Source organism: Mycoplana sp. BE70 (assembly GCF_031455855.1).
GTDB lineage: Bacteria > Pseudomonadota > Alphaproteobacteria > Rhizobiales > Rhizobiaceae > Mycoplana.
The window spans coordinates 65,272-82,150 of sequence record NZ_JAVDTM010000012.1 but is presented as its reverse complement, the minus strand read 5'-3'; the positions used below and the strand labels follow the sequence as shown (position 1 = coordinate 82,150).

Annotated in this window: 15 protein-coding genes; 9 read left to right on the top strand and 6 right to left on the bottom strand. The window is 63.1% G+C overall.

Annotated elements, in window-relative coordinates; genetic code table 11:
- Nucleotides 1–93 precede the first annotated feature (93 nt).
- A complete protein-coding gene (locus J2Y48_RS20535) occupies nucleotides 94–366 on the bottom strand; it encodes a DUF4164 domain-containing protein (protein WP_310421780.1) in 273 nt (90 codons plus the stop codon).
- Nucleotides 367–698: 332 nt separating this feature from the next.
- Here J2Y48_RS20535 and tkt point away from each other — a divergent pair, with 332 nt between their 5' ends.
- The 4 genes from tkt (at nucleotide 699) to J2Y48_RS20515 (ending at nucleotide 6,685) form a co-directional block, all read left to right on the top strand.
- A complete protein-coding gene (gene tkt / locus J2Y48_RS20530) occupies nucleotides 699–2,681 on the top strand; it encodes a transketolase (RefSeq protein ID WP_310421777.1) in 1,983 nt (660 codons plus the stop codon).
- Between the two features lie 71 nt (nucleotides 2,682–2,752).
- Nucleotides 2,753–3,754 carry a type I glyceraldehyde-3-phosphate dehydrogenase gene (gap, locus tag J2Y48_RS20525; protein ID WP_310421773.1) on the top strand — a complete coding sequence of 334 codons (1,002 nt, stop codon included), beginning with the start codon at nucleotides 2,753–2,755 and terminating at the stop codon, nucleotides 3,752–3,754.
- 363 nt (nucleotides 3,755–4,117) lie between these two features.
- A complete protein-coding gene (locus J2Y48_RS20520) occupies nucleotides 4,118–5,314 on the top strand; it encodes a phosphoglycerate kinase (protein ID WP_310421771.1) in 1,197 nt (398 codons plus the stop codon).
- A 345-nt stretch (nucleotides 5,315–5,659) separates the two neighbouring features.
- Complete coding sequence (locus J2Y48_RS20515; RefSeq protein WP_310421768.1) at nucleotides 5,660–6,685, top strand: class I fructose-bisphosphate aldolase; 1,026 nt, start codon at nucleotides 5,660–5,662, stop codon at nucleotides 6,683–6,685.
- A gap of 407 nt (nucleotides 6,686–7,092) precedes the next feature.
- Here the strand turns inward: J2Y48_RS20515 and J2Y48_RS20510 are convergent, their stop codons facing one another.
- Nucleotides 7,093–7,248, bottom strand: coding sequence for a hypothetical protein (locus J2Y48_RS20510; RefSeq protein ID WP_310421765.1), 156 nt, complete (start codon nucleotides 7,246–7,248; stop codon nucleotides 7,093–7,095).
- Nucleotides 7,249–7,416: 168 nt separating this feature from the next.
- Between J2Y48_RS20510 and J2Y48_RS20505 the strand changes: the two genes are divergently transcribed.
- The 3 genes from J2Y48_RS20505 (at nucleotide 7,417) to J2Y48_RS20495 (ending at nucleotide 9,752) form a co-directional block, all read left to right on the top strand.
- Entirely contained in the window at nucleotides 7,417–8,682 is a 1,266-nt protein-coding gene (locus tag J2Y48_RS20505) for an MFS transporter (protein WP_310421762.1), read from the top strand.
- Complete coding sequence (locus J2Y48_RS20500; RefSeq protein WP_310421759.1) at nucleotides 8,679–8,867, top strand: DUF1192 domain-containing protein; 189 nt, start codon at nucleotides 8,679–8,681, stop codon at nucleotides 8,865–8,867. The genes J2Y48_RS20505 and J2Y48_RS20500 overlap by 4 nt, the downstream gene beginning before the upstream one ends.
- Before the next feature lie 366 nt (nucleotides 8,868–9,233).
- Complete coding sequence (locus J2Y48_RS20495) at nucleotides 9,234–9,752, top strand: DUF1465 family protein (RefSeq protein WP_310421755.1); 519 nt, start codon at nucleotides 9,234–9,236, stop codon at nucleotides 9,750–9,752.
- A 139-nt stretch (nucleotides 9,753–9,891) separates the two neighbouring features.
- Here J2Y48_RS20495 and rpmE read toward each other — a convergent pair whose 3' ends face one another.
- The gene (gene rpmE / locus J2Y48_RS20490) at nucleotides 9,892–10,113 is read right to left on the bottom strand and encodes a 50S ribosomal protein L31 (RefSeq protein ID WP_310421752.1); all 222 of its coding nucleotides are present in this window, start codon (nucleotides 10,111–10,113) and stop codon (nucleotides 9,892–9,894) included.
- A 192-nt stretch (nucleotides 10,114–10,305) separates the two neighbouring features.
- Here rpmE and J2Y48_RS20485 point away from each other — a divergent pair, with 192 nt between their 5' ends.
- Both J2Y48_RS20485 and J2Y48_RS20480 read left to right on the top strand, forming a co-directional pair.
- Entirely contained in the window at nucleotides 10,306–12,117 is a 1,812-nt protein-coding gene (locus tag J2Y48_RS20485; protein ID WP_310421748.1) for an ABC transporter transmembrane domain-containing protein, read from the top strand.
- Nucleotides 12,118–12,523: 406 nt separating this feature from the next.
- On the top strand, nucleotides 12,524–13,438 hold the full coding sequence (locus J2Y48_RS20480) for a hypothetical protein (protein WP_310421745.1): 915 nt from the start codon (nucleotides 12,524–12,526) through the stop codon (nucleotides 13,436–13,438).
- 268 nt (nucleotides 13,439–13,706) lie between these two features.
- Here the strand turns inward: J2Y48_RS20480 and J2Y48_RS20475 are convergent, their stop codons facing one another.
- The 3 genes from J2Y48_RS20475 to J2Y48_RS20465 form a co-directional block, all read right to left on the bottom strand.
- On the bottom strand, nucleotides 13,707–14,738 hold the full coding sequence (locus J2Y48_RS20475; RefSeq protein ID WP_310421741.1) for a peptidoglycan -binding protein: 1,032 nt from the start codon (nucleotides 14,736–14,738) through the stop codon (nucleotides 13,707–13,709).
- Nucleotides 14,739–14,741: 3 nt separating this feature from the next.
- Nucleotides 14,742–15,821, bottom strand: coding sequence for a MotA/TolQ/ExbB proton channel family protein (locus tag J2Y48_RS20470; protein WP_310421738.1), 1,080 nt, complete (start codon nucleotides 15,819–15,821; stop codon nucleotides 14,742–14,744).
- 209 nt (nucleotides 15,822–16,030) lie between these two features.
- The gene (locus tag J2Y48_RS20465) at nucleotides 16,031–16,831 is read right to left on the bottom strand and encodes an inositol monophosphatase family protein (RefSeq protein ID WP_310421735.1); all 801 of its coding nucleotides are present in this window, start codon (nucleotides 16,829–16,831) and stop codon (nucleotides 16,031–16,033) included.
- Between the last annotated feature and the right edge of the window lie 48 nt (nucleotides 16,832–16,879).

Below are 16,879 nucleotides of genomic sequence, written 5' to 3'. Positions count from 1 at the left end.
CACTTTAGATCCTTGTTTTTTCGCATGTCTTTGTCCCGAAACCGGTTTCCACTTTCGGGAGACATGCTTTAGAGGATCGCCGTATGCGTCCCATCAGCGGTCGAGCACCGCCCTGATCGTCTCCATCGCGGTCACCAGCCGACGGGAAACCTCGCGATTGACCTCTTCGAGGCGGTTCGCCCGAAATTCCGACTCGTCAAGCTCCTGTGCGAGGCGGGAGCGATCCGTGTTGACGCGCCGAACCTCGCTCTCGATCTCGCCGTGATTCCGCTCACGGTCGAAGCGCATCTCCAGTGCGTTGTCGAGGCCTGCCAAAGCCTTGCGCAACTGTTCGATCGCCGTCCGGACTGTCTCTCCTGCCGCCATAACGCCTTCACCGGCACATCAAGTGTAGCTGTCGAATCGAGCTGGCTGTCGCCTGCTTCAAGGACTTGACACTATTCAACACTGAGCGCCAGCGTCAACCGCGCGGCGAAGCGGCGATGTGTTCGACTGTGGATGAGGGGTTTATTGCAGTGCAACAGATGGTCCCGAGCGACCTTTCCGGCTTTGCCTTTTCCGCCGGCAAATTGCCGCAAAAGGCGGCGAAAGCGGCTCAATTCGTTGACTCCCGCAGCGCACCTGCTATGTGTCAGCCGCTCTCTGCCCGGTGCCCCAGCAGGCATCGGCCCCGACACCCCGATTGATTTGGAACAGTCATGATCTCTCGCGAAAAACACGACCGGATGGCGAATGCTATTCGCTTCCTTTCCATGGACGCCGTGGAGAAGGCAAACTCCGGCCACCCCGGCCTGCCGATGGGCGCTGCGGACATCGCAACGGTGCTTTTCACCCGCTTCATGACCTTCGATCCGAAGGCGCCGTCCTGGCCGAACCGCGACCGTTTCGTGCTGTCGGCCGGCCACGGCTCGATGCTGCTCTATTCGCTCCTCTACCTCACCGGCTATGAGGACATCACGATCGACGAGATCAAGAATTTCCGCCAGCTCGGCGCCAAGACCGCCGGCCACCCGGAATATGGCCACGCCGCCGGCATCGAGACGACCACCGGTCCGCTCGGCCAGGGCATCGCCAATGCCGTCGGCATGGCAATCGCCGAGCGCAAGCTGCGCGACGAGTTCGGTTCCGAGCTGATGGAGCACTATACCTACGTGCTTTCCGGCGACGGCTGCCTGATGGAGGGCATCAGCCAGGAGGCGATCTCGCTCGCCGGCCACCTGAAGCTCAACAAGCTGATCGTGTTCTGGGACGACAACAACATTTCGATCGACGGCCCGATCTCGATCGCCGACAGCACCGACCAGCACGCCCGCTTCCGCGCCTCCGGCTGGAACACGATCGCCGTCGACGGCCATGACCCGGAGGCGATCGCCGCCGCCATCGAGCAGGCGCAGAAGTCCGACAAGCCGACCATGATCGCCTGCAAGACGACGATCGGCTTCGGTGCCCCGAACAAGGCCGGCACCCACAAGGTCCACGGCTCCCCGCTTGGCGCCGACGAGATCGCCGCCACCCGCAAGGCGCTCAACTGGGAATCCGAAGCTTTCGTCGTTCCCTCCGACGTGCTCGACGCCTGGCGCCTCGCCGGCCTGCGCTCGACCAAGGCGCACAAGGAATGGCAGGAGCGCCTGGAAAAGGCCGACGCCGAGAAGCGCGTACAGTTTGTCCGCCGCTTTGCCGGCGAACTGGAAAGCGGCCTGGGTTCGGCCATCGTCGAGTACAAGAAGAAGCTCGCCGAGACGAAGCCCTCGCCCGCGACCCGCAAGGCCTCTGAGGACGCCCTCGAAGTCATCAACGGCGTGCTGAAGGAAACGATCGGCGGCTCGGCCGACCTGACCGGCTCCAACAACACCAAGACCAGCCAGACCGCGTCGATCACGCCGGACGACTTCTCCGGCCGCTACATCCACTGGGGCGTGCGGGAGCACGGTATGGCGGCTGCCATGAACGGCATGGCCCTGCACGGCGGCCTGATCCCCTATTCCGGCGGCTTCCTGATCTTCTCGGACTACTGCCGTCCGTCGATCCGTCTTGCCGCGCTGATGGGCATCCGCGTCATCCACGTCCTGACCCACGACTCGATTGGTCTCGGCGAGGACGGCCCGACGCACCAGCCGGTCGAGCACATGGCCGCCCTGCGCGCCATTCCGAACCTCTTGATGTTCCGCCCGGCCGACGCCACCGAGACGGCCGAGTGCTGGCAGCTGGCGCTGGAAAACAAGCACCGCCCCTCCGGCCTGGCTTTGACCCGCCAGAACCTGATGGCGGTCCGCACCGAGTTCGAGGAGCAGAACCTCTGCGCCAAGGGCGCCTACGACCTGATCTCCGCCGCCGACGCCAAGGTGACGATCTTCGCCACCGGCTCCGAGGTCGAGATCGCAGTTAAGGCCTGCGAGGCGCTGACGGCCAAGGGCGTGGCCACCCGCGTCGTCTCCGTCCCCTGCTTCGAGCTGTTCTACGAGCAGCCGGAAGAGTACCAGAAGGCGATCATCGGCAATTCGCCGGTCAAGATCGCCGTCGAGGCCGGCATCCGCCAGGGCTGGGATCACATCATTGGTTCCGATGGCACCTTCATCGGCATGAGCACCTTCGGCGCGTCCGGCCCCTACAAGGAACTCTACCAGCATTTCGGCATCACGCCTGAAGCGGTGGTCGCCGCGGCGGAAGCCAAGCTGGCCTGATCGTCGGCCGGCGCGCATCCCCTGCGCGCCGGCCTTTTTGCATATCAACATTTGACAGGGAGAGTCCTGAAATGACCGTAAAAGTTGCCATCAACGGCTTTGGCCGCATCGGCCGCAACGTGCTCCGCGCCATCATCGAATCCGGCCGCACCGACATCGAAGTCGTCGCCCTGAACGACCTCGGCCCGGTCGAGACCAACGCTCACCTGCTGCGTTACGATTCGGTTCACGGCCGGTTCCCGCACACCGTCACCGTCGATGGCGACACGATCAACGTCGGCCGCGGTCCGATCCGTGTCACCGCCATCCGCGACCCGAAGGAACTGCCCTGGGGCGACGTCGACATCGCGCTGGAATGCACGGGTCTTTTCACGACGAAGGAAAAGGCAGCCGCTCATCTCGCCAACGGTTCCAAGCGCGTCATCGTCTCGGCCCCGTGCGACAACGCCGACAAGACCATCGTCTACGGCGTCAACCACAACACGCTGACCAAGGACGACCTCGTCATCTCGAACGCCTCCTGCACGACGAACTGCCTGGCGCCGGTCGCCTACGTTCTCGACAAGGCCTTCGGCATCGAGAAGGGCTACATGACGACGGTTCACGCCTATACGGGTGACCAGCCGACCCTCGACACCATGCACAAGGACCTCTACCGCGCCCGCGCTGCGGCGCTGTCGATGATCCCGACCTCCACCGGTGCCGCCAAGGCCGTCGGCCTCGTGCTGCCGCAACTGAAGGGCAAGCTCGACGGTTCCTCGATCCGCGTTCCGACCCCGAACGTCTCGGTCGTCGACCTGAAGTTCGTGCCGAAGCGCAACGTCACCGCCGAGGAAGTCAACGGCGCCATCAAGGCCGCCGCCGAAGGCGAACTGAAGGGCATCCTCGACTACGTCACCGGCCCGCTCGTTTCGATCGACTTCAACCACGACAGCCATTCGTCGAGCTTCGCCGCCGACCAGACGAAGGTTCTCGAGGGCAACCTCGTCCGCGTCCTCTCCTGGTACGACAACGAGTGGGGCTTCTCGAACCGCATGTCCGACACCGCGGTTGCGCTCGGCAAGCTGATCTAAGGCAAGTCGGACGACACCCGGGCAGATGTCCGGGTGTCGTCCGTGACACGGCGCTTGGTGTTGAGGCGCCATCTACCCTCCGTCACCCCGGATCTGATCCGGGTCCAGTTGCGTCGCGTCTGCGGCGCGGAAGTTTATCTTGCGCTCAAGACTTGAGCGCGCTGGATGCCGGATCAAGTCCGGCATGACGGCGAAGATGCGACCGTTGCTCCAAGAGCCCCATGGCAAAGCTGGTTCACCATCAGCTTGTCCAGATACATCCCGCCGACTGGATTGAAGGTGGGACACTCCGAAACGTATATTGCAGCGATTTTGCGCGTTCGGCGCGCGGTGCTTTCGGCCCAGAATTCGAGGAGCGGTGCCATGACCTTCAAGACCCTAGACAACCTCAACGACATCGCCGGAAAGCGCGTGCTCGTCCGCGTCGACCTCAACGTCCCCGTCAAGGACGGCAAGGTCACCGACGCAACGCGCATCGAGCGGGTCGCCCCCACGATTCTCGAACTGTCGAAGAAGGGCGCCAAGGTTATCCTGCTCGCCCATTTCGGCCGCCCGAAGGGTCAACCGGTCGCCGACCAGTCGCTCTCGCAGATCGTTTCGGCCGTGAAGGACGTGCTCGGCAAGCCGGTCGCCGTCGCCCAGGACTGCATCGGCGACCACGCCAAGGCCGCCGTTGACGCAATGAAGGACGGCGACATCCTGCTTCTGGAGAACACCCGCTTCCACGCGGGCGAGGAAAAGAACGACGCCGAGTTCACCAAGGCGCTTGCCGCCAACGGCGACATCTATGTCAACGACGCCTTCTCCGCCGCCCACCGCGCCCATGCCTCGACCGAAGGCCTCGCCCGCCTGCTTCCCGCCCATGCCGGCCGCACCATGCAGGCCGAGCTCGAGGCGCTGGAAAAGGGCCTCGGCAATCCGAAGCGCCCGGTCGTGGCAATCGTCGGCGGCGCCAAGGTCTCCACCAAGATCGACCTCTTGATGAACCTCGTGAAGAAGGTCGACGCGCTTGTCATCGGCGGCGGCATGGCCAACACCTTCCTCGCCGCCCGTGGCACCAATGTCGGCAAGTCGCTTTGCGAGCATGACCTCGCCGACACTGCCAAGCAGATCATGATCGAGGCTGCGACCGCCGGCTGCGCCATCATCCTGCCGGAAGACGGTGTCGTCGCCCGCGAATTCAAGGCGGGCGCGGACAACGAGACCGTCGCGATCGACGCGATCCCCGCCGACGCCATGGTGCTCGACGTCGGTCCGAGGTCGATCGAGACGGTCAAGGCCTGGATCTCGCGCGCGCAGACGCTCGTCTGGAACGGCCCGCTCGGCGCCTTCGAGATTGCCCCCTTCGACGCGGCCACGGTTGCAGCGGCCAAACACGCTGCCGCCCGCACGAAGGAAGGAGCGCTGATCTCGGTCGCCGGCGGCGGCGACACGGTCGCAGCCCTCAACCATGCTGGCGTTGCCGACGACTTCACCTACGTTTCCACCGCCGGCGGCGCCTTCCTGGAATGGATGGAAGGCAAGCCGCTGCCGGGCGTCGATGTGCTGCAGCAGAAGTAGACCGCGGACGGCTCCCAACCGCTCCGTCATCCCGGCCTTGAGCCGGGATCCAACCACCCCGCGTCTGCGGCATGCGAGACTCCTTCCGCGCCCAAGGACTTGAGCGCGCTGGGTGCCGGATCAGGTCCGGCATGACGAAGGAGCAAGAGTCGCAACCAGCCTCCAACGCTCAGCTACATCACTGGTCAATAGACATGGCCCCCTCCACCCAAGGGAGGGGGCCATTTTCGTTGACGCCCCACCTGCGCTGGCCGAAGATGGCGAAAGGTGCGGCCGCAAATGGCTGCCGATGCAGAAGGACAGGAGAGGAAACAAGATCAATGCCGTGAGGCAAGGGAGAAAAGCATGAGCGAGAGACTGGAAGACATTGCTGCCGCCATAGTCGCGACCGGCAAAGGCCTGCTTGCCGCCGACGAATCCACCGCCACCATCAAGAAACGCCTCGACAGCATCGGCGTCGAATCCACCGAGGCCTCCCGGCGCGACTACCGCCAGATGTTGTTTTCCGCCGAAGAGGCGATGCGCTCTTTCATTTCCGGCGTCATCCTCTACGAGGAGACCCTGTTCCAAAAGGCCTCCGACGGCCGGCCGCTGACCGAGATCATCCGCGCCGCCGGCGCAATCCCCGGCATCAAGGTCGACACCGGCGCCAAGCCGATGGCAAACTTCCCCGGCGAGAAGATCACGGAGGGGCTCGACGGCCTTGCCGACCGGCTGGCGAAATACCGCGAGGCCGGCGCGCGCTTCGCCAAGTGGCGCGGCGTCATCGCCGTCTCCGACGTGCTTCCGAGCTACGGCGCGATCAAGGCCAATGCCCATGCCCTCGCCCGCTACGCCGCCCTCTGCCAGCAGGCAGGCATCGTGCCGATCGTCGAGCCCGAAGTCTTGATGGACGGCGAGCCGGGCGACCATTCCATCCTGCGCTCACAGGACGTGACCGAGGAAACGCTGCGCATCACCTTCGAGGAACTGGCCGGCCAGCGCGTCCGCCTCGAGGGCATGATCCTCAAGCCCTCCATGGTCATTGACGGCAAGAAGGCGCGAGGGGCGTCCATCGAGGAGGTTGCCGAGCGCACCATGCGCGTGCTGAAACGCACCGTGCCGGCAGCGGTACCCGGCATTGCCTTCCTTTCCGGCGGGCAGTCTACCGAAGAGGCGACCGCCCACCTATCGGCCATCAATGCCCTGGGTCATCATCCCTGGAAACTGACATTTTCCTATGGCCGTGCCTTGCAAGCCGAGGCGCTTGCCGCCTGGGGCGGCAAGCCGGAGAATGTCGCCGCCGGCCAGCGCGCCTTCGTCCACCGGGCAAAAATGTGCAGTCTTGCCGCCAAGGGCGAATGGAAGAAGGAGATGGAAAGCGCAGCCTGACTGCAGCGAACGGCTGCAAAATGCGCAAGCGGCCTTGCGTTTACCCGCCTGCGACCTACATGTCGGGTAACGTCAACGAACAGAAAGGAAGGTGATCCAATGTCTAATGAGATTTCGGACCTCGTGACGGCACTGGGAATTGTGGTGGCAGCAGCGAGGCAGCCCTCGTTCTGAGTCCCACCTTCCTCGGACCCATCGGTCCGGGCCTGTCACACAGGGCCAAACCTCATGGAGGGCCGCCGAAGGGCGGCCCTCTTTGATTCGCAGATGCGGCAGGGGCAGATGCGGCCGGCCAGCAGCGCATCAGCAACCGAACAAGATCAGCCCGGCAAGTTGCTCCCCGAAAATAGCGGAACCACCAGCATCCGCGCACGGCTCGCAGCCGGGGCGCTTGGATGACCTCGCCTTTAAGGCCGGACCAGTACCGTCAGCATCATCAGCGCGATCGCGCCGACGGCGATCTTCCAGAAGTCTCGGCGTCGCCGCAGGCCGGGCAGCCCAAGCGGGCGCAGCAGATGAAGTGCCATGGCGACGAGGAGAAGAAGCGGCAGAACTTTCGACATGACATGTTCCCTTTTATCGCTTCCTGTCACAAGGCGGACACTTTTCCAAGCCGTGGGTTGCCATCGCGACGGCGCAACCAGGCCGACTTGATTCTCGTCAAGATTCGGCTTTGGAAATCATGTGCTTGTCTGCATAGTCGTTCCGGTCGCAGGCTTCAGGGATACTCGATGCGAAAAAATCTCCTTTCCGTCTTCGCGCTTTTGCTCGGCACCCTGTTCCTCTTCCTCGGCAACGGCCTTCATGGCCTGCTGCTGCCGATGCGCGGCGCCCATGAGGGCTATGCGACCACCCTTCTCGGCCTGCTCGGTACGTCCTGGGCGAGCGGCTTCGTGCTCGGCTGCCTGCTGGCGCCCAAGATCGTCAAGCGCATCGGCCACGTGCGGGCCTTTTCCGGCTTCGCCTCGCTGATCGCCATCATCGCGCTTTTGACCGGTATCCTCGTGGATCCGATCTGGTGGGTGGCGCTGCGTGCCGTCACGGGCTTTTCCATCGCCGGCACCTCGATGATCATCGAGAGCTGGCTGAACGAGCGGGCGACGAACGAAAGCCGTGGCGCGATCTTTTCGCTTTACGTCGCCATCACCCTCTTCGGCGTGGTCGGCGGCCAGATGATGGTGCCGCTCGGCGATATCGGCACGCCGATCCTCTTCATGGTCGCGGGCATCCTCTACTGCCTGGCGATGCTGCCGACGACGCTGTCGACTGCCGCCTCCCCCCAGCCGCTGAAGCAGGTCCGGCTGGACATACCGGCGTTGTTCCGCACCTCGCCAGTGGCCTGCGTCGGCATCGTGCTGATCGGTATCGCCAACGGCGCCTTCGGCACGCTCGGCGCCGTCTTCGGTGCCGAGGCCGGGCTGACGGCGAGCTCGATCGCACTGATGATGAGCGTCACGATCTTCGCGGGCGCCGTCATGCAACTGCCGGCCGGCCGCGTTTCCGACCGGGTCGACCGCCGCTACGTGCTGGCCGCACTCTCGGCCGTCGCTGCCGCGTCGGGACTTTTCATGTTCGTTCTGCAGCCCGCCTCCGTCACCCCTCTGTTGATCGTCATCGCGCTCTATGGCGCAGCGGCGAATGCGCTCTACCCGATCGCCGTCAGCCATGCGAACGACTTCGCCAGCCCGGAGGATTTCGTAAAGGTGTCCGGCGGCCTGCTGCTGCTCTACGGCATCGGCACGATCATTGGCCCGACCCTCGGCGGCCCGGTGATGTCGACGGTCGGTCCTTATGCGTTGTTCCTCGTCACCTTCGCCGCACACCTCTTGATCTCGGCCTACGCGATCTTCCGCAGCCGCCGCCGGGCCGCCCTTCCCGCGGTCGCCCGTGAGGCCTTTACAAATCCCGGCACGCTGACGACACCGGAAAGCCTGCGTCTCTCGCCGCGCGCAAGTCAGGACACGGGTTCGCACCCGACAACGGAGGATGGAAAATGAGCATGTCTGATGACGACAGGCCCGTCAAAAAGCTGGCACACGAGATCGGCAGCGATCTGTCGCTGCTTTCGGTCGACGAGTTGGCAAACCGCATCGCGCTGCTCAAAGAGGAGATCGCACGCCTCGAGGAAGAGAAGATCCGGAAAGGGGCGAGCCGCTCGGCGGCTGAAAAACTGTTTCGTTAACAATTCTGCTCCGGCCGAAACGATCAACACGAGTCCGGCGATACGGTTAACTGGCCATTAAGCATCATGCGCTATTAATCGTGTATCCGGACTTTTCCGGATTCAGACATTTTCGCCGCTTGGGGAATGGGTCTGATTTTCTCCCTGTTTTACCTTGAGAGCCGCTTCCCGCGGCTCTTTTTTTGCGTGCTTTCCCGCTGTCTCGCAATGCTGTAAAGAATTGTGGAGATTAACCCTTTCTTAAGATCGTGCTTGCGGGAAATCGGCTATGAGAACATTCTGCCCGCATGAAAACGACCCAGCGGAACACTTCTCCGAGCGTCGTGGCATCTTAATCGTGATCGCGTTAAACAGGATAATGGGGCCATGTCTGATAGAGGACTGAATACCGTCAGCTTCGCCGGTCACGTCGCGACGTCGTCGCAGTTCAAGAACCTGTACGCCGAAGGCATGGGGCTGGTGGAGGAAACGGCTAGCTACCTCGACGGCCCGGGCCGCCAGGCTGCCAAGGTTCTGCCGCGCATGGCATCCGTTCTCTACGCCGCCGAATCCATGCGGCTGACGACCCGGCTGATGCAGATGGCCTCCTGGCTGCTGCTGCAGCGCGCCGTGAACAATGGCGAGATGACGCGCGACCAGGTGCTCTCGGAAAAAAGCAAGGTGCGTCTGGACGGCTTCAACGTCGATCGCGCGGCGCCGGGCTGGAACGAGCTGCCGGAATCCTTCCGCGACCTGATAGAGCGCTCGCTGCGTCTGCAGAATCGCGTCGCCCTGCTCGACCGCGAAATGTATCGCCCCCAGGACGTCCAGACCTTCGTGCCGGACAACCAGAACAGCGTCCAGGCACAGATCAACCTGCTGCACACGGCTTTTGGCAACAACTGACCGCTCTCGGCTCACCGAAGGCAACCGCAACCCGGCCATCAGCCGGGTTTTTTGTTGTCCGGACGCGGTCGCAGGTGAAAGCGGGCAACAAAAAAGCCCGGGCAAACCCGGGCTTCGAAAATCGCTAAAGCGGATCGACTTAGAGGCCGAGGCCTTCGAAGCGCTTCTTGAACTTGGAAACGCGGCCGGCGCGGTCCATAAGCTGCTGGTTGCCGCCGGTCCAGGCCGGGTGCGACTTCGGGTCGATTTCGAGGTTCATGACCGCGCCTTCGGTGCCCCAGGTCGAACGGGTTTCGTACTCGGTACCGTCGGTCATGACGACCTTGATGGTGTGGTAGTCGGGATGGATATCAGCCTTCATGACAATCTTCCTGCAGGTTCCGGAGACCATTTGTCGCAATCGGTTGCGGCAGCCGGGCCAAAGACGTAAATGAAGCCGCGACCGATAGGCCAGCGGCTTCCCAATTCGATGGCGAGCCTATACATGAAGGCCGGCGGGATAACAAGAGCCGAAAGATAATTCCTGCCGCAACGTACCGGAAATGAGGTAAACGTGAGCAAAGAACCCGAGGCCGGCGCGGAGCGCAAGACCGAACGCAAATCGCTCCGACCGCTCGCAGCGATTGGCCCCTATCTCACCCGCTACCGCGGCCTCGTCTCCGGCGCCCTCGTCGCCCTGGTTGCCGCCGCCGTCACCACGCTGGCGCTGCCGATGGCCGTGCGGCGGATGATCGACCACGGCTTCTCCGGATCCGATGCCGGTTTCATCGACACCTACTTCATGATGCTGGCGGCGCTGGCGATCCTCTTGGCGCTCGCAAGCGCCTTTCGCTACTATTTCGTCATCACGCTCGGCGAACGCATCGTCTCTGACCTGCGCCGCGACGTGTTCGATCATGTGACGCGTCTGTCGCCCGCCTTCTTCGACCAGAACCAGTCCGGCGAGATCGTCTCGCGCCTGACCGCAGACGCGACCCAGATCAAGTCCGCCGTGGGGGCGACAGCGTCGGTGGCGCTGCGCAACCTGATCCTTTGCCTCGGCGCGATCGCCATGATGATCTACACGAGCCCCAAGCTCTCGAGCCTGGTGCTGGCAGCAATCCCGATCATCGTCTTCCCGCTGGTCGCCTTCGGCCGCTCGGTGCGCCGCCGCTCGCGCCAGGCGCAGGACACGCTTGCCTCCGCCTCGGCCTACGCCGGCGAGGCGATCGGCGCGGCGCGCACGGTACAGGCGTTCAACGCGGAGCAGTCCGCGCGCAACCGCTTCGGTGACGCTGTTGAAACCGCCTTCGGTGCGGCCCGCTCGGCTATCCTCGCCCGCTCGCTCCTGACCGGCTTTGCCATCGCCATGGTGTTCGGCAGCGTCGTGGCTGTCCTCTGGTTCGGCGCCCAGGACGTCCTCTCCGGCAACATCTCCGCCGGCACGCTCGGCCAGTTCCTGCTCTACTCGGTTTTTGCCGCCGGCAGTCTCGGCTCGCTCTCTGAGGTTTGGGGCGAACTGTCCCAGGCCGCCGGCGCTGCGGAGCGCCTGACCGAACTTCTCGACGAGAAGCCGGCGATCACCGCCCCCGCGCATCCGACCGCCCTTCCCGTCCCCCCGCGCGGCGCGCTCGACTTTTCCGACGTGCATTTCGCCTATCCCTCGCGCCCCGGCTATCGCAGCCTCAATGGTCTGACGTTCTCGATCAGGCCGGGTGAGACGGTGGCGGTCGTCGGCCCCTCTGGCGCCGGCAAGAGCACGATCCTGTCGCTGATCCTGCGCTTCTACGACCCCACCAGCGGAACGGTGACACTCGACGGCGTCGACCTGCGCTCGGCCGATCCCGAAGAGGTCCGCAGCCGCATCGCCGTCGTGCCGCAGGACGTGACGATCTTCGCCTCCACGATTGCCGACAACATCGCCTTCGGCCTACCGGGCGCCTCACCGGAACGGGTCCGCGCCGCCGCCGAGGCCGCACAGGCGGAAGAATTCATCAACCGGCTTGACCACGGCTTCGACACGATGGTCGGCGAGCGCGGCATCACGCTCTCGGGCGGGCAGCGGCAGCGCATCGCGATTGCACGAGCAATCCTGAAGGACGCCCCGCTGCTTCTCCTCGACGAAGCGACCTCCGCGCTCGACGCCGAGAGCGAGAAGCTCGTGCAGAAGGCGCTGGACGGATTGATGGGCCATCGCACGACCATCGTCATCGCCCACCGGCTTGCGACCGTGCTGAAGGCCGACCGGATCCTCGTCATGGACCATGGCCGTATCGTCGAGGAAGGCACCCACCAGTCCCTCGTTCGCCATGGCGGGCTCTATGCCAAGCTGGCGCGCCTGCAATTCGACGACGGCGCCGGCGAACTGGCGGCCGCGGCGCGGTAGAACCTGCCCGCCAAACGGCAAGCCTCACCAAGCGAAGCGAGGCGGGTGCAAGGGGAAAAGCGGCGATGGCGGCTTTGCGCCAACAGTAGGCACATCTCTAAGCGCTAATGAAGGCCGCTTTGCGACCTCATTTCGGTCGTTTGAGCCACATTAAGAATTCCTGAAAGCTGCCGTAGGGCAAGACCGGCAAGCCACATTCCAACCAATCTGATCGTACTCGCGGTGTCCTGAAATCCACCGCCAGGCCGTGCCAAATGATTTAAATAGTGAATGTAGCCGCTCGCTCTCGTGCCGCGGGGAAGGAAAAACTTATCGGGGCAAACCTTGGCGATCCGCGTTGCAATCAGTAATAGTACAGCGCAAAATTGTACAACAACTTGATAATTAGCCAGAAAAATGAGCGTCGATGTTCGAGGAACGCGCCTTCAACATTTTTGTTTATTTTGATCAGGGAGTAGCTCGGCAATATGGTGCCCGCCATCACCGTCTAGCGGGCAGTGACGAGGCCAAACTAAAACACTTGCTAGCCAACGTTGAGACCGACCACACGAACGCCAAGCGTTTTGATTTCGAACGGACCTTCACCCCCGATGAGTGGATTGCGGCGCAACGCTTTAGCGAAGTGACTCACTATTTTGAGGAGGCGTTCTGTCACTTTAGAGCACCTCGCGCGGTAATTTATTGCGTGACGTCAGTTGTCGACGGCGTGCCAACTGTAAATCAACAGGTTTCCACGAGCCCGCTTCGCGGCGACGTCGTGACACAGATTGAAGGACGTGGATCAGTCCCAGACTATTTGGTCACATACGTGCGAGAAAATAATTTCTACTTGGCCGAACTGCTCAACGACGACTATTTCAAAGCTATCAAGTTGCTTTTCAACGCGGGCCACCATGTATCATCGGCAAAGTTGCTTATGTCGTGCGTCGATACGCTCGCTTTTGTGGAACATGGCGACGTCCGCGGCAATTTCACTGACTGGCTGGACACATATGTAGACCTCACGCCAATCGGTATAAGCGCGGTTGAGGTCTGGGAATTTCGAAACTCGATTCTTCACATGACCAACCTCGCATCGCGACAGGTCCTCGCTGGGAAGGTGTCTTCCATAGCGCCTTACATCGGAAGGGCCCCCTCAATGGCACAATTAGACCTGCGTCTGCCCAAGCCGTTCAACCTCTATCTACTAATGTTGGCCGTTGCAGACGGTGCGGCAAAGTGGGCACAGACTTATACCGACAAAGAGAAAATGTTGAAGTTCATCGAGCGGTACGACACAACGATCTCAGATGGGCGCGTGGCAAATTGGTCTACGGTTTAGTCACCCTCACAATCTCTGCCTCAAGGGCCTCAGTCCAATGGTGGCCTGTCCCCTGATAGCACCATATTGGCCGATCACCGAGTGTCTGCTTTTCGACCTGCTGCGTCAGAAGGAGATAGTCAGCTTTTCACCCCATCTCGGACATACCCGGATCAGTTCCGCAACAGCCGCTTCGGGCCAGAAGCGGACGTTGGTAGCATTTGCTACGTAGTTCCGGACCGCTGCAGGCGTACCCCCCTCCTCAACCGGAAGGCAGGTCCGCCCCACGTTACTTTTCCGTCAGTTTCAGTTCGATCCGCCGGTTGGTTGCGCGGGCCTGCTCGCTTTCGCCGGGTGCCAAGGGCTGGAATTCGCCGAAGCCGGCGGCGACAAGGCGATCGGCGGGGACGCCCCTGGAAATCAGGAACTTGACGACGGAAGTCGCGCGCGCCGAGGAGAGCTCCCAGTTGTCTGCGTATCTCCCGAAGCCGGACAGCGGCACGTTGTCGGTATGGCCGTCGACGCGCAGCACCCAGTTGATTTCCGGCGGGATTTCCTTGGCCAGGTCGAGCAGTGCGGTGGCGAGCTTGGCCATTTCCGTCTGGCCGTCGGGGTTCAGTTCGCTGCTGCCGGACGGGAACAGCACCTCGGACTGGAACACGAAGCGATCGCCGACGATGCGGATGTTCTCGCGGTCGGACAAAATTTCCCGCAGGCGCCCGAAGAAATCGGACCGATAGCGATTGAGCTCCTGAACCCGCTGTGCAAGCGCGACGTTGAGACGACGGCCGAGATCGGCGATCTTCGCCTGCGAAGCCTGATCCTTGGCTTCCGAGGCCTGCAGCGCACCCTCGACCGCCGCGATCTGGCTCCGAAGTGCCGCGATCTGCTGGTTGAGCAGTTCGATCTGGCTCATCGCGCGTGCGCTCACCTGCTTTTCGGCGTCGAGCGATTCATTGAGGCCCGCGACCCGGGCGTTGGCGGCGTCCGATGCGCCGGCGCCTTGGTTCAGCATCTGTTGCAGCCGCGAACGCTCGCCTTCGGATTCCGCCAGCGAGGCCTGCAGATTGACCAGTGTGTCCTCGAGATCCTGCTTGCCGCTTTTTTCCAGCGCCAGCAGTTGGGTCAGTTCGTTGACCTGGCTCGTCAGTCGGTTGAGAACCTCATCCTTGCCGGTGATCTCGCGGCTCAGGAAGAACTGGGCGAGCACGAATACGCACAGCAGGAACATGATGGCGAGCAGCAGCGTCGAAAGGGCGTCGACGAAGCCCGGCCAGTAGTCGACGGCCCGTTGCGAGCGGCGGTTGCGGGCGAGCGCCATGGGTCATTCGCCTCCGGCCTGGTCGCGCAGCCGCTCGTTGTCATGGCCCCGATCGGAGGAACGTTCGCCATTGGTCCGCGCCGCCAACCGGTCGAGCGTTCGGCGCAGGGCCTTGGCCTCGTCCTGCTGCCCTTCGATCCAGTCGCGCAGCATCTGCTGCTCGCTGCGCATGTTCTTGACGAGACCCTGGATACCCTCGGCAAGGCTTGCCATGGCCGCAGTCGAGCGGCTGTGTCCGCCGTCCTGGGAGAGCTTCAGGATCTGCTCGGCGAGCGCCTTGATATCCGCCGCATCGCCGCTATCGGCAGCCAGGTTGGGCGACAGCTCCGAGGAAACGTCGGTGACCGACGACAGCCAGTTTTCCAGCTCCATGTAGAAGCGATTTTGCGCGCGCCCCGCCTGCAGGTCCAGAAAGCCGAGAATCAGCGAGCCGGAGAGGCCGAACAGCGAGGTCGAAAACGCCGTGCCCATGCCGGAAAGCGGCGCTGACAACCCCTCCTTCAAGACTGTCAGCACGTCGTTTGCCGTCCCGGCGCCGGCGTCCAGCGACTGGATGACGGTGTTGATCGAGCCGATCGTGCCGAGCAGCCCCCAGAAAGTGCCGAGCAGGCCGAGAAAGACCAGCAAGCCGATGAGATAGCGCGACGTGTCGCGCGATTCGTCCAGGCGGGTGGCGATCGAATCGAGGATCGAGCGCAACGCAGTCGTGGAGATCGCGATCGCATGATGCTTGCCGATCAGCGCCCGCATCGGCGCGAGCAGGACGGGATCGCGGCCAACCTTCTCGGCACTGCCGGCGGCGCGGAACGAATTGAACCAGCGCACTTCCGGCCGGAGCGAAAGCACATGGCTGAAAACGAGCAGGATGCCGATCAAAAGCACGCCGAGAATCAGGCCATTGAGGCCGGGATTACTGACGAAGGCGGCATGTGCCTGGCGAAACAGGATCGCCGCGACGAAGCCGACGATGATCAGGAAGATCACCATCGTCCAGAAGAACGGCATCGGACTCGACAGTTTGTGGGGATAGACGTCCCCGGTCTCGGCCGTCCCCTCCCAATCAGACAGCGCCAGCTTTGCCATAATCCCCGCGTCTCCTGCTTCAGTACGATGAAAGCCTAGAGGAAGATTGCGCCGAATTGAAGAGGTTGCTCATAACCTTACGTTGGACAGTGCACAGCCTTGACGGCACCCCGCCCCCGGCGCGCGTTTGCCGGGCGCCGTGACGGCGCGGCGCGGCTTCCGCACGAGCGGAACCGCGAGCGAGTGCGGGCGCCGGTCGTGAAATCCTCCTATCGCGACGGCACCGGACGATGCAGCACCTCGGAAAGCGCCTTGTGGATATGTTCGTTGCCGGCCACGATCGTGCCGGTTTCGAGCATGGCATTGCCACCGTTCAGATCGCTGACAAAACCACCAGCCTCGCGGATCAGCAAAATGCCGGCCGCGACGTCCCATGCCGAAAGGTCGCGCTCCCAGAAGCCGTCGAAACGGCCGGCGGCGACAAAGGCGAGATCGAGGGCGGCCGCCCCCATCCGGCGGACACCGGCCACTTCGCCCATGGCATGGCGCAACTCGATCAGGAACTTGCCGTGATTGCCGCGGCCAAGGTGCGGCACGCCGCAGCCGATGACGCAGTCCGACAGTTCCTTGCGCGCAGCGACCCGCAGACGGCGATCGTTCAGGAAGGCGCCGCCGCCCTTTTCGGCGGTGTAGAGCTCGTCCGTTGCCGGGTTGAGCACGACGGCTGCGACGATCTCACCGTTGCGTTCCAGCGCGATCGAGGATGCGAAGGTGGGAATGCCGTGCAGGAAGTTGGTCGTGCCGTCGAGCGGGTCCACGATCCAGCGGTGCGCGCCGTCCGTTCCCTTGATCTCCTCGCTCTCCTCGCCCAGGAAGCCATAGGTCGGTCGGGCCTTGAGGAGTTCATCGCGGATCAGCTTTTCGGCCTTGCGGTCCGCCTGGGAAACGTAGTCGCCCGGCCCCTTCAGCGACACCTGGAGGTTCTGCACCTCGCCGAAATCGCGTGCGAGCGACTTGCCGGCCTTGAATGCGGCCTGAACCATGACGTTGAGAAGAGCTGAGCGAGCCATCGGGGCTTGTCCTTGTTATTAGTCCGGCGGGCATTGACTGTCGCCGCC